Source organism: Streptomyces sp. CA-243310, assembly GCF_050936775.1.
In the GTDB taxonomy this organism is placed as follows: Bacteria; Actinomycetota; Actinomycetes; order Streptomycetales; family Streptomycetaceae; genus Streptomyces.
The window spans coordinates 2,166,935-2,179,828 of the sequence record NZ_JBNJMF010000001.1 but is presented as its reverse complement, the minus strand read 5'-3'; the positions used below and the strand labels follow the sequence as shown (position 1 = coordinate 2,179,828).

General features: G+C 72.4%; 10 protein-coding genes. 7 read left to right on the top strand and 3 right to left on the bottom strand.

The genetic code is table 11. The features are described 5' to 3' along the window. Positions 1 to 46 precede the first annotated feature (46 nt). Both hemQ and hemG read right to left on the bottom strand, forming a co-directional pair. Positions 47 to 760 (bottom strand): hydrogen peroxide-dependent heme synthase, encoded by a 714-nt coding sequence (gene hemQ, locus ACQEVM_RS09990; protein ID WP_053684732.1) that lies wholly within the window; start codon positions 758 to 760, stop codon positions 47 to 49. 4 nt (positions 761 to 764) lie between these two features. Continuing rightward, complete coding sequence (hemG, locus tag ACQEVM_RS09985; RefSeq protein ID WP_433077055.1) at positions 765 to 2,243, bottom strand: protoporphyrinogen oxidase; 1,479 nt, start codon at positions 2,241 to 2,243, stop codon at positions 765 to 767. Positions 2,244 to 2,381: 138 nt separating this feature from the next. Between hemG and ACQEVM_RS09980 the strand changes: the two genes are divergently transcribed. Together ACQEVM_RS09980 and ACQEVM_RS09975 are read left to right on the top strand one after the other, a co-directional pair. Continuing rightward, positions 2,382 to 3,413 (top strand): DUF4349 domain-containing protein, encoded by a 1,032-nt coding sequence (locus ACQEVM_RS09980; protein ID WP_433077053.1) that lies wholly within the window; start codon positions 2,382 to 2,384, stop codon positions 3,411 to 3,413. Between the two features lie 73 nt (positions 3,414 to 3,486). Next, complete coding sequence (locus ACQEVM_RS09975) at positions 3,487 to 4,869, top strand: FAD-dependent oxidoreductase (protein ID WP_433077051.1); 1,383 nt, start codon at positions 3,487 to 3,489, stop codon at positions 4,867 to 4,869. Between the two features lie 85 nt (positions 4,870 to 4,954). Here the strand turns inward: ACQEVM_RS09975 and hemE are convergent, their stop codons facing one another. Then, on the bottom strand, positions 4,955 to 6,019 hold the full coding sequence (gene hemE / locus ACQEVM_RS09970; RefSeq protein ID WP_053684724.1) for a uroporphyrinogen decarboxylase: 1,065 nt from the start codon (positions 6,017 to 6,019) through the stop codon (positions 4,955 to 4,957). 91 nt (positions 6,020 to 6,110) lie between these two features. Between hemE and ACQEVM_RS09965 the strand changes: the two genes are divergently transcribed. From ACQEVM_RS09965 to ACQEVM_RS09945, 5 genes are all read left to right on the top strand, one after another. Continuing rightward, entirely contained in the window at positions 6,111 to 6,767 is a 657-nt protein-coding gene (locus tag ACQEVM_RS09965) for a DUF3000 domain-containing protein (protein WP_433077049.1), read from the top strand. Positions 6,768 to 7,066: 299 nt separating this feature from the next. Beyond that, positions 7,067 to 7,729, top strand: coding sequence for a helix-turn-helix transcriptional regulator (locus ACQEVM_RS09960; protein ID WP_007267191.1), 663 nt, complete (start codon positions 7,067 to 7,069; stop codon positions 7,727 to 7,729). Positions 7,730 to 7,912: 183 nt separating this feature from the next. Beyond that, on the top strand, positions 7,913 to 9,193 hold the full coding sequence (locus tag ACQEVM_RS09955) for an HRDC domain-containing protein (protein ID WP_433077044.1): 1,281 nt from the start codon (positions 7,913 to 7,915) through the stop codon (positions 9,191 to 9,193). A 228-nt stretch (positions 9,194 to 9,421) separates the two neighbouring features. After that, the gene (locus ACQEVM_RS09950) at positions 9,422 to 10,648 is read left to right on the top strand and encodes a thiolase family protein (RefSeq protein ID WP_433077041.1); all 1,227 of its coding nucleotides are present in this window, start codon (positions 9,422 to 9,424) and stop codon (positions 10,646 to 10,648) included. Continuing rightward, on the top strand, positions 10,645 to 12,783 hold the full coding sequence (locus ACQEVM_RS09945) for a 3-hydroxyacyl-CoA dehydrogenase NAD-binding domain-containing protein (RefSeq protein ID WP_433077039.1): 2,139 nt from the start codon (positions 10,645 to 10,647) through the stop codon (positions 12,781 to 12,783). Before ACQEVM_RS09950 ends, ACQEVM_RS09945 begins: the two co-directional genes overlap by 4 nt. Positions 12,784 to 12,894 lie beyond the last annotated feature (111 nt).

Here is a 12,894-nt window from a genome sequence, read left to right as displayed (position 1 = left end):
TGTGTCAGGGGTGCGCTCCTCCGGTTCCTTCCCCCCAGGGGAGGTCTCAGGCGAGCCCGGCCACCAGATCGGCGACGGACTTGCGGCGTCCGGTGTAGAAGGGGACTTCCTCACGGACGTGCATGCGGGCCTCGGAGGCACGCAGGTGACGCATGAGGTCGACGATGCGGTACAGCTCGTCGGCCTCGAAGGCCAGCATCCACTCGTAGTCGCCGAGGGAGAAGGACGCGACGGTGTTGGCGCGCACGTCGGGGTAGCCGCGCGCCATCATGCCGTGGTCCTTGAGCATGCGGCGACGGTCCTCGTCGGGCAGCAGGTACCAGTCGTACGAGCGCACGAACGGGTACACGCTGACGTAGTCGCGCGGGTTCTCGTCGGCCAGGAAGGCCGGGATGTGCGACTTGTTGAACTCGGCCGGGCGGTGCAGGGCCATGTTCGACCAGACCGGCTCCAGGGCGCGGCCCAGTCGGGTGCGGCGGAACAGGTTGTAGGCGGTCTGCAGCTCGTCGGAGGTCTCCGCGTGCCACCAGATCATGACGTCAGCGTCGGCGCGCAGGCCGGAGACGTCATAGGTGCCGCGGACGGTGATGTCCTTGGCGGCCAGCTGGTCGAACAGCTCCTGGACCTCGTCGGCGAAACCGGCGCGGTTCTCGGGCAGGACGTCCTTCAGCTTGAAGACGGACCACAGGGTGTAGCGAATGACCTCGTTCAGGTCCTTCGCCTTCTTCCCCGCGTTGGGAATCTTCTCTGGTGCAGTCATGTGCCTATTGTCCCGTGTGCTGATCAGTGGTCGTGGCCAGGGGTCCCGAACGCGTTCGAAGTCCCGCGCGCACCGTGTCCGCGGCCTTGCCGGCGCTCGCGACACAGGCCGGGATGCCGACCCCGTCGTACAGCGCCCCGCACACCGCGAGACCCGGCAGGGCGCCGACGGCGGCCCGGATCCGGGCGACGCGGTCGAGGTGGCCCACCGGGTACTGCGGCAGTCCCGCGTTCCAACGGGTGACGGTGGAGGCGACGGGCCGGGCCGCGAGGCCCACGGCGGCGCCGAGGTCCCCCAGCGAGATCTCCACCAGGTCGGCGTCGTCGCGCGTCAGGTCGCCCTCGTCGCCGTGCCGGCCGACGGAGGTCCGCAGCAGGAACAGGTCGGGGTCGGCGCCGGCCCACGCCCACTTGTTGGAGGAGAAGGTGGAGGCCTTGATGGTCCGGCCGTCCACGGGTGGTACGAGGAATCCGCTGGCGCCGCCGTCGGCGATGGCGGCGGGCAGGTCGGAGCGCCGGAAGGCCATGGTGACCAGGGCCATGGAGGCGTATTCGACGTCGCGCAGTTCGACGGCCGCGGTGGGCGCGAGGTCGTCGAGCAGTCGGGCCGCGGCCCCGGCCGGGACGGCCAGGACCACCCCGTCGGCCTCGATGACCTCGGACCCGGCGATCACCCGCCAGCCTTCGGGCGTACGGATGATCTCGCGCACGGGGGTGTCGGTCGAGATCCGCGCCCCGGCGGCGCGGCACGCGTCGGCCACGGCGATCGGGAGCCGCCCGATGCCGCCGGCGATGCCGGCGAAGACCGGTCCGGCGGGGCCGGGTTGTGCCGCCGCCCGGCGCTGGATCTCCCGCACCCCGTCGCCGAGCAGCGGGTGGGCGCGGGCCGCCTCGAAGAGCTGGGGGACGGCGGCGCGCATCGAGATGCGGTAGGCGTCGCCCGCGTAGACCCCGCCCAGCAGCGGTTCCACCAGACGGTCGACGACCTCGCGGCCCAGCCGTGCGGCGACGTACTCGCCGACGGCGACGTCCTCGCCGATCTCGGCGGGCGGCAGCGCGTGTTCGGCCTCGATCCGGGCCAGGCCCTCGGCGGACAGCACACCGGAGGCGGCGAGCGGGCCCACGTCGCCGGGCACGCCCATGACGTGGCCGCGCGGCATGGGGCGCAGCGCGCCCCGGGTCCACAGGTGGGCGGTGGCGGTGGCGGGCGGCTGGAGGGCGTCCCCGAGCCCGACGGCCTTGGCGAGGGCGACCGCCTCGGGGCGGCGGGCGAGCACCGATTCGGCGCCGAGGTCGACGGGCAGGCCGGCGAGTTCGCCGGCGCGCAGTTTGCCGCCGAGGCGCGGGCCGGCCTCCAGGAGGGTGACGCGGAGCCCGTCGGCGAGGAGTCGGTGGGCCGCCGCGAGACCCGCGATACCGCCGCCGATGACGACGACGTGACCGGTGGGGGCCGGTCGATCCGTACGCGTGTCCGCTTCGTGCATGGACACATCGTCTCAGATCGATCAACGAGGCCGGACCGTGACCGCATCGGGATCACCTCGGGACCGCGGAAGCGAAACCCGCGGCCGGACCCTGGACGTCGAACGGGCAACGACGGCCGAACCTCGGGGGTATCACTGATGGGCATCACACGCGGGAACACCCGTGCACACCGTACGGCGGCGGCCCTGGCCGCCCTCTCCCTGGCCGGGGCCCTCGCGCTCACCGGCTGCTCGGCCTCCTCCGGCGACGAGGCCCGGTCGTCGTCCGCCGACAAGGCCGCGGCCGGACCGCGCGAGGCCGCCCCGCAGCAGGGCGCCGCCCAGGGCAAGCCCGGGGCGGCGGCCCCCTCGGCGGGGGCGGACGCGGGCCAGAAGCCGGTGACGGTCCGCCCGCACGTCATCCGTACGGCGACCCTGGCGATCGAGACGACGAACGCGCAGAAGGCGCTCTCCGCCGCCCGTACGGCGGCCGAGAACGCGGGCGGGTACGTCGGCAACGAGTCCACCCGGCGCGACGACGACGGCCGGATGACCTCGACGGTGACCCTGCGGGTGCCGGGCGAGCGCTTCGACTCCGTCCTGGGCGCGATGGAGGGCGGCGGGAAGCTGCTGAACCGCAAGGTCGAGGCGCAGGACGTGACGGAGAAGGTCGCCGACGTCGACAGCCGGGTCCGGTCGCAGCAGGCCAGTGTGGCGCGGGTGCGGGAGATGATGGACAAGGCCTCGGCGCTCTCCGACGTGGTCATGCTGGAGAGCGAGTTGAGCCGGCGTCAATCCGACCTGGAGTCGCTGCTGGCCCAGCAGACGGCGCTGAAGGACCAGACCGCGCTCGGCACGATCACCCTGGAGGTCTCGGAGCCGGCCCCGAAGCGGGCGGCCCCCGAGAAGAAGGAGAAGGACGAGCCGGCGTTCATGGACGCCCTGCGCGGCGGCTGGGACGTCTTCACGACCCTGGTGCGGTACCTGGCCCTGGCGGTGGGCGCCGTGCTGCCGTTCGCGCTGGCGGCAGCGCTGGTGGCGGTGGGCGTCCGGGTGTACCGCAGGTTCCGCCCGGCGACGCCGAAGACGGGCCTGTCCCGCAAGTGGGTGACGGTGCCGGCGCAGCAGTCGCGGGCCGCGGACTCCCCCGAGGCGGCCGACATCGACGCCGGGGCCGACTCCGACCGCTGAGGGAACACCCTTTCGGGCGAGGGCCCGTAGCGTGTCCCCCACGTGACGGCGGCGGTGGAGGACGGTGCGGACGATGGCGGCGGAACGACTGGTGGTGATCGGCGGTGACGCGGCGGGCATGTCCGCCGCGTCACAGGCCCGGCGGCTGAAGGGCCCGGCGGAGCTGGAGATCATCGCTTTCGAGCGGGGGCACTTCACCTCGTACTCCGCGTGCGGGATCCCGTACTGGATCGGCGGGCAGGTCGCCGGCCGGGACGAGTTGATCGCCCGCACGCCCGAGGAGCACCGCGCCCGGGACATCGACCTGCGCACCCGGACCGAGGTCGTGGAGCTGGACCTCGCGGGCCGGCGCGTCCGCGCCCGGGACCTGGATTCGGGCTCCGAGTCCTGGACGGCGTACGACAAGCTCGTCCTGGCCACGGGCGCCCGCCCGATCCGCCCCCGGCTGCCCGGCATCGGCGCGCACGGGGTCCACGGGGTCCAGTCCCTGGACGACGGGCAGCGCCTGATGGACGGCCTGGAGCGTGCGGGGGGCCGCCGGGCGGTCGTGGTCGGCGCGGGCTACATCGGCGTGGAGATGGCGGAGGCGCTGGTCGGCCGGGGCTTCGAGGTCACCGTCCTGCACCGGGGCGAGCAGCCGATGGCCACCTTGGACCCGGACATGGGCGGCCTCGTGCACACGGCGATGAACGGCATGGGCATCCGTACGGTGTCCCGCGCCGAGGTGACGAGGATCCTCACGGACGAGGACGGCCGCGCGTGCGCGGTGGCCACGGCGGCGGGGAACGAGTACCCGGCCGACGTGGTGGTGCTGGGCATGGGGGTGGAGCCCCGGACGGCCCTGGCCCGCGCGGCGGGTCTCCCCCTGGGCGACTCGGGCGGGCTGCTGACGGACCTCTCGATGCGGGTCCGGGGCCACGAGGACATCTGGGCGGGCGGCGACTGCGTGGAGGTCCTGGACCTGGTGGCGGGACGCTCGCGGCACATCCCCCTGGGCACGCACGCCAACAAGCACGGCCAGGTCATCGGCTCGAACGTGGGGGGCGGTTACGCGACCTTCCCCGGAGTGGTCGGCACGGCGGTGAGCAAGGTGTGCGACCTGGAGATCGCCCGCACGGGGCTGCGCGAACGCGACGCGCGGGAGGCGGGCCTGCGCTTCGTGACGGCGACGATCCGTTCGACGAACACGGCGGGCTACTACCCGGGCGCGACCGAGATGACGGTGAAGATGCTGGCGGAACGCCGCACGGGCCGGCTGCTGGGCGTCCAACTCGTGGGTGGGGCCGGCGCCGCCAAGCGCGTCGACATCGCGGCGGTCGCCCTCACGGCCGGCATGACGGTGGACCAGGTCGTCTCCCTGGACCTGGGCTACGCCCCGCCGTTCTCCCCGGTCTGGGACCCGATCCTGGTCGCGGCCCGCAAGGCGGTCGCCGCGGTCCGCTCGGCCGGCGTCTGAGCCCGGACGCGGCGGAGTCCCGCCCGTCGTCGACGGGTGGGGCTCCGCCGGTCACGAACGACGCGGCCCGGGGAAGGGCCCCGCGTCAGCGCCGGGTGCTGGTGTGGACGTGCTCCACCAGGCGGGTCAGGGCGTCGGGGTCGGTGGTCGGCAGGACGCCGTGCCCGAGGTTGAAGATGTGGCCCTCCAGGCCGGCGGCGGCGTCCAGGACCTCGCGGGTCTTGGCCTCCACGGCCTCCGTGGTGGAGAAGAGGACCGCCGGGTCCAGGTTGCCCTGGAGCGCCTTGCCGGGGCCGACGCGGCGCACGGCCTCGTCCAGCGGGACCCGGTAGTCGACGCCCATGACGTCCGCGCCGGCCTCGCCCATCAGGCCGAGCAGCTCGCCCGTGCCCACGCCGAAGTGGATGCGCGGGACGCCGTACGAGGCCACGGACTCCAGGACCTTCGCCGACGCCGGCATCACCGAGCGGCGGTAGTCCGCGGGGGCGAGCGCGCCGACCCAGGAGTCGAAGAGCTGGATCGCCGAGGCGCCGGCCTCGATCTGGACCTTGAGGAAGGCCGAGGTGATCTCGGCGAGGCGGTCCAGCAGGTCGGCCCAGAGCTGCGGGTCCCCGTACATGAGGGCCTTGGTGTGCTCGTGGTTCTTCGAGGGGCCGCCCTCGACGAGGTAGCTCGCGAGGGTGAAAGGCGCGCCGGCGAAGCCGATCAACGGCGTGGAGCCCAATTCACCCGTGAGCATGCCGATCGCCTCGGTGACGTACGAGACGTCCTCCGGAGTGAGGTCGCGCAGTTGTGCGAGGTCCTCGCGGCGGCGGATCGGCTGGGCCACGACGGGGCCGATGCCCGGCTTGATGTCGAGGTCGACGCCGATCGCCTTGAGGGGGACCACGATGTCGGAGAAGAAGATCGCGGCGTCCACGCCGTGCCGCCGCACGGGCTGCATGGTGATCTCGGTGACCAGGTCGGGCCGCATGCAGGACTCCAGCATCTGCGTGCCCTCGCGCAGCTTCCGGTACTCCGGGAGTGAGCGTCCCGCCTGCCTCATGAACCACACCGGGGTGTGGGGAACCGGCTCCCGCCGGCACGCCTTCAGGAAGGCGGAATCGTACGTCTGACTCGGCTGGCCCTTGGGGCGGTCGTTGGCGCTCACGACCCAAATCTTCGCACGTACGAAGAAGTGCCCGACCCGGCGCGGGTGTCCCTGCGCCGTCCGGCCGCTCGTTCCGCCTAGTCTTCCCCGCATGGCTGCGGCTCAGGGACGATTTTCAGATGGCGCTGACGGTGTGGACAGCGCGAAGGAGAGCTCCGTCCCGCTCCCGTTCCGGCGGGCGGTCGACGGCTTGAAGAAGGCGCGGCTGCGGCAGGGGATCGAGATCGACCCCACCAAGCCGCCGCAGAGGCTTGCCCCGTACGCCTACGCGCTGGAGGCGGCGGTCGTCGACGGCGAGGACGACCTGGCCGACGGCCGGCTGATCCTGCTGCACGATCCGTCCGGGCACGACGCCTGGCAGGGCACCTTTCGCCTGGTGACGCTGGTACGGGCGGAACTGGAGCCGGAGATGGCCGCGGACCCGCTCCTCCCCGAGGTGTGCTGGTCCTGGCTGACGGGGGCGCTGGAGGCGCGCGGGCTGGCGTACGGCGAGCCCAGCGGGACGGTGACCATGGCGAGCTCGCACTATTTCGGCGGGCTCTCGGAGCGACGGCCGGCCACCCAGATCGAGATCAGGGCCTCGTGGACGCCGCGCGAGGGGGTGGGCGGGGTGCCGGACACCTCGGCCCATCTGTCGGCCTGGTGCGAGCTGCTGTGTCAAATCGCGGGGCTGCCGCCGGTCGGCCCCACGGACACCGTCACCGGTGTGGTGTCCCTGCCACAGCGGCGCGGTCCTCACCACCCGTAGTCGAGGGGCCGCTCGGCCGCACCGCGGGTCCCGTCCGGGGGCTCCCCGGGGCGGCGCCCCGGGTCGGGTCGACCGATCGAGCCCGCATCGGAGTGCCAGAACGTGCATTCGCTGCGGGCTTCTGATCATCCATTGATCGATCGTGCGTCCGAATTGCCCGAATTGTTACTCACCAAATCGTGATCATTCCCTAAAGCCGGGCGGGTGACGTGCCGAAGGAGTCAATGACCATCAGCACGGAGCGCACCGGCTTTCCTTCCCCCGGCCGAGACGTTCCGCCACTCCCCCAGGAGGCCTAGGTGTCCGTTCTTCTCGAGCAGCCCGCAAGCCTGGTCGCCTACCGCCCGAACAAGCCGACGGCCATGGTCGTCGTGGCCGACCCGCGCGTCCGTTCCACCGTGACCCGCCATCTGTGGGCCCTCGGAGTACGTGATGTGATCGAGGCGTCGTCCATCGCGGAGGCCCGCCCCCGCGTCGGCAGCCCGCGCGACATCTGCGTGGCCGACGTACACCTGCCCGACGGTTCCGGTCTCACCCTGCTCTCCGAGACCCGTGCCGCCGGCTGGCCGAACGGCCTGGCCCTGTCCGCCGCCGATGACATCGGCGCCGTCCGCAACGCCCTCGCGGGCGGAGTGAAGGGCTACGTCGTCACCGGCACCCGGACCAACATCGGGCTCCCCACCCGGCCCGGCGCCGCCCCCATCGGTGCCGCCGCCGCCCGCATGCACCGCCGCCCCCCGGGTGCCCCGAGCCACCCGGGCGGCTACCGAGAGCTCTCCGGCCGCGAGGTCGAGGTCCTGCGCCTCGTCGCGGAGGGCCAGTCCAACAAGGCCATCGGCGTCTCGATGGGCCTGTCGGCACTGACCGTGAAGTCCCACCTCGCCCGGATCGCCCGCAAGCTGGGCACCGGCGACCGGGCCGGGATGGTCGCCGTCGCCCTGCGGACCGGAATCATCCACTGACCCCGCCCGGTGGCTCCCGGGGGACGTCCCGGGAAAACCCCCGGGACACGTTCGAATCCACCCCCTCCTCCCCCTCCCGCCGCACCCCGGCCCCACCCCCGCGCTTCACCACGTCTGGCCCTCGCGCCCGTCGCCGGAACGTTCCGGCGACGGGCGCGCCACATCCACGGATACCCTTGACCGGTGACCGACGCCCAAGAGACCGCAGCACACCTGCGCACCACCACCGGGGGCGGCCCCCCGGACGAAGAGGTTTCGTCCGATGGGTTGCCCGTTCCCTTGCTGGAGCCCCGCGAGGGCATCCCCCCGGTGGTCGCCGACGCGGAGTCCCTCGCCGAGGTGGTCGCGGCCTTCGCCGCGGGCACCGGCCCCGTCGCCGTGGACGCCGAGCGCGCCTCCGGCTACCGCTACGGGCAACGCGCCTACCTGGTGCAGTTGCGCCGCGAAGGCGCGGGATCGGCGCTGATCGACCCGGTCGGCTGCCCCGACCTCTCCAGCCTGGGCGAGGCGCTGTCCGGGACCGAGTGGATCCTGCACGCCGCCACCCAGGACCTGCCGTGCCTGCGCGAAATAGGCATGGCCCCCACCTCCTTGTTCGACACCGAACTGGCGGGCCGCCTGGCGGGCTTCCCGCGGGTCGGACTCGGCGCGATGGTCGAGAGCGTGCTCGGCTACACGCTGGAGAAGGGCCACTCCGCCGTCGACTGGTCCACCCGCCCCCTCCCGGAGCCGTGGCTGCGCTACGCCGCTCTGGACGTGGAACTGCTGGTGGACCTGCGGGACGCGCTGGAGAAGGAACTGGACCGGCAGGGCAAGCTGGACTGGGCCCACCAGGAGTTCGACGCCATCGCCGCGGCCCCGCCCGCGCCCCCGCGCAAGGACCCGTGGCGCCGCACCTCCGGCATGCACAAGGTGCGCCGCCGCCGGCAGATGGCCGTCGTGCGCGAGCTGTGGGAGTCCCGCGACCGGATCGCGCAGCGGCGGGACGTGTCGCCCGGCAAGGTGCTGGGGGACGCGGCGATCGTCGAGGCCGCGCTGGCCATGCCGCTCAACGCGAGCGCGCTGTCCGCCCTTCCCGGCTACGGGCAGCGGATGGGCCGGCGTCAGCTGGAGCAGTGGATGGCCGCCGTGGACCGGGCCAAGGCGCTGCCCGAGAACGAACTGCCGCAGCCGGGCGCGACCCCGGCCGGGCCGCCGCCGCCCCGTTCCTGGGCGGACAAGGACCCGGCCGCCGCCGCCAGGCTCTCGGCGGCCCGGGCCGCCGTCATGGCGCTGGCCGAGGGGCTGAACCTGCCCCAGGAGAACCTGATCACCCCCGACACGGTCCGCAGGCTGTGCTGGGAGCCGCCGCAGCGCCTGGACGCGGACTCGGTGTCCGCGGCCCTGGCGGCCCACGGAGCCCGCACCTGGCAGATCGAGCAGGTGACCCCGGCGCTGGTCGAGGCGCTCGCCGCCACCGACTGACCCCCTCGACGACGAAGGAAGCCCCCCGGCCCCCGGCCGGGGGGCTTCCTTCGTCTCGGCCGTCGACGAGCGCCGGCGGCGGGAGTGTGACCTTCGCCGCTCCTCCCGGAGAGGGTGTGCACATTGGTTACCCGCAAGTAGCATGGGGCAGGTGAGCGGGCGCTCAGCAAACAACGCCGACCGCGCCCCCGCGCAGCAGTGCACACCCGCACCTGGAGGAGAGCCAACGTGCCTCGTACCGTCAGGGACGTCGTCTTCGTCGACGGCGTCCGCACCCCGTTCGGCAAGGCGGGCCCCAAGGGCATCTACAACGGGACCCGCGCCGACGATCTCGTCGTCAAGGCGATCCGGGAGCTGCTGCGCCGCAACCCGGACCTGGACCCCGCGAAGATCGACGAGGTCGCCATCGCCGCGACCACGCAGATCGGTGACCAGGGTCTGACCCTGGGTCGCACCGCCGGCATCCTGGCGGGCCTCCCGCAGTCCGTGCCCGGCTACTCCATCGACCGCATGTGCGCCGGCGCGCTGACCGCCGTGACCGCCGTCGCGGGCGGCGTGGCCTTCGGCGCGTACGACGTCGCCCTCGCGGGCGGTGTCGAGCACATGGGCCGCCACCCCATGGGTGAGGGCGTCGACCCGAACCCGCGCTTCGTCTCCGAGAAGCTGGTCGACGAGTCCGCCCTGTTCATGGGCATGACCGCCGAGAACCTGCACGACCGGTACCCGACGATCACCAAGCTCCGCGCCGACGAGTACGCCGTGCGCTCGCAGGAGAAGGCCGCCAAGGCGTACGCCGACGGCAAGATCCAGCAGGACCTGGTCCCGATCTCGGTGCGCAACACCAACGAGGCCGCCGGCGAGACGGGCTGGGGCCTGGTCACCACCGACGAGCCGATGCGCCCGGGCACCACTCTGGACAACCTGGCCGGCCTGAAGACCCCGTTCCGGGTGCACGGCAACGTCACCGCGGGCAACGCCGCCGGTCTCAACGACGGTGCCACCGCCGCGATCATCGCGTCCGAGGACTTCGCCCGGGAGAACAACCTCCCGGTCAAGATGCGCCTGGTCGCGTACTCCTTCGCCGGTGTCGAGCCGGAGGTCATGGGCTACGGCCCGATCCCCGCCACCGAGAAGGCCCTGGCCCAGGCCGGTCTGACGATCGACGACATCGGTCTCTTCGAGGTCAACGAGGCGTTCGCGGTCCAGGTCCTCGCGTTCCTGGAGCACTACGGCATCGCCGACGACGACTCGCGCGTGAACCAGTACGGCGGCGCCATCGCCTTCGGTCACCCGCTCGCCTCCTCCGGCGTCCGTCTGATGACGCAGCTGGCCCGTCAGTTCGAGGAGCAGCCGCACGTCCGCTACGGCCTGACCACCATGTGCGTCGGCTTCGGCATGGGCGCCACGGTCATCTGGGAGAACCCGAACTTCAACGCCGAGGGAGACTCCAAGTGAGCACCACCGCTGAGCTCCTGAAGGGTGCGGCCGAGCTGTTCCCGGACGAGGTCGTCACGTCCGCGCACGTCCGCCACCTGGACCTGCCGTTCGGCGCCGGGCGCTTCGCGCTCATCACGCTGGACAACGGCTTCGACCACACCAAGCCGACCACCTTCGGCCCCCAGTCCCTCGCCAACCTGAACGCGGCGATCGACCAGGTCGAGCAGGAGGCCCTCGCGGGCTCCATCGTCGGCGCGGGCATCACCGGCAAGCCGTTCATCTTCGCGGTCGGCGCCGACCTCAAGGGTGTCGAGCTGCTGAAGAAGCACGACGAGGCGCTCGCCATCGGCAAGGGCGGCCACGACGTGTTCAAGCGCCTGTCGGCGCTGGCCGTCCCGTCCTTCGCGTACTACAACGGCGCGGCCATGGGCGGCGGTGTCGAGGTCGGTCTGCACTGCACCTACCGCACCGTCTCGAAGGCCATCCCCGCCTTCTCGCTGCCCGAGGTCTTCCTCGGTCTGGTACCGGGCTGGGGCGGCTGCGCCCTGCTGCCGAACCTGATCGGCGCGGACCGCGCGGTCTCGGTGATCATCGAGAACTCGCTGAACCAGAACCGCCAGCTCAAGGGCAAGCAGGTCTTCGAACTGGGCATCGCCGACGCCCTGTTCGAGGGTGCCGACTTCCTGGAGCAGTCGCTGATCTGGACGGCGAACGTCCTGAACGGCGCCACCGAGGTCGTACGGGCCGACGTGGACCGCGCCGAGGGCTGGGACGCGGCCATCGCCCGCGGCCGTGCCATCGCGGACTCCAAGGTGCACGGCGCGGCCCCGGCCGCCTACCGGGCGCTGGAGATCATCGAGGCGGCCAAGGACGGCGACCTGCAGAAGGGCTTCGACGCCGAGGACGCGGCCCTGGCCGACCTCATCATGGGCGGCGAACTGCGCTCCGGCATCTACGCCTTCAACCTGGTCCAGAAGCGCGCCAAGCGCCCGGCCGGCGCCCCGGACAAGTCCCTGGCCCGTCCGGTCACCAAGGTCGGCGTCGTCGGCGCGGGCCTGATGGCCTCGCAGCTGGCGCTGCTCTTCCTGCGCCGCCTGGAAGTGCCGGTGGTCCTCACCGACATCGACCAGGAGCGCGTGGACAAGGGTGTGGGCTACGTCCACGCCGAGATCCAGAAGCTGCTCGGCAAGGGCCGCATCAACCAGGACAAGGCCAACCGCCTGACCGCCCTGGTGAGCGGTGTCCTGGACAAGGCCGAGGGCTTCGCGGACGCGGACTTCATCATCGAGGCCGTGTTCGAGGAGATGTCCGTCAAGCAGAAGGTGTTCGCGGAGGTCGAGGCGGTCGCCCCGGCGCACGCGGTCCTCGCCACCAACACCTCCTCGCTGTCGGTCTCCGAGATGGCCTCGAAGCTCCGGAACCCGGAGCGCGTGGTCGGCTTCCACTTCTTCAACCCGGTCGCGATCCTCCCGCTGCTGGAGATCGTCCGCGGTGAGCAGACCGACGACGCCTCCCTGGCCACGGCCTTCGGTGTCGCGCGGAAGCTGAAGAAGACCGCGGTCCTCACCAAGGACGCCCCGGCGTTCGTGGTGAACCGCATCCTGACCCGCTTCATGGGCGAGATCCAGAACGTCATCGACGAGGGCACCCCGGTGGTCACCGCCGAGAAGGCGATCGAGCCGCTCGGCCTGCCCATGTCCCCGCTGGTGCTCCTGGAGCTCGTGGGTCCGGCGATCGGTCTGCACGTCTCCGAGACCCTGAACCGCTCCTTCCCGGAGCGCTTCACCGTCTCCCCCAACCTCAAGCGGGTCGTCGAGGCGGGCAAGCGCGGGTTCTACGTCTACAACGCGGAGAACGGCTTCAAGCCGGAGCTCGACCCCGAGGTCGCCGCGCTCCTCGTCCAGGGCGACAGCGTCCTGACCGAGGAGCAGGTCCGTGACCGCGTCCTGGACGCGGTGGCGCAGGAGATCGGTCTGATGCTGGAGGAGGGTGTCGTGGCCGAGGCCCAGGACATCGACCTCTGCCTCATCACCGGCGCCGGCTGGCCCTTCCACCTGGGTGGCGTGACGCCGTACCTGGACCGTGAGGGCGTCTCGGAGCGGGTGAACGGCAAGAAGTTCCTCGCCCCGGGTCTGGCGAGCGTCCCGGTCTGACCCTTCGCGTCCCCGACGCGTCGAAACGGACGCCCGTCCCCCGAGCGGGGGCGGGCGTCCGCCGTTCGTGCCGGTGGCGGCGCCCTGCGGGGTCTCGCGGCGCCTCTCGGG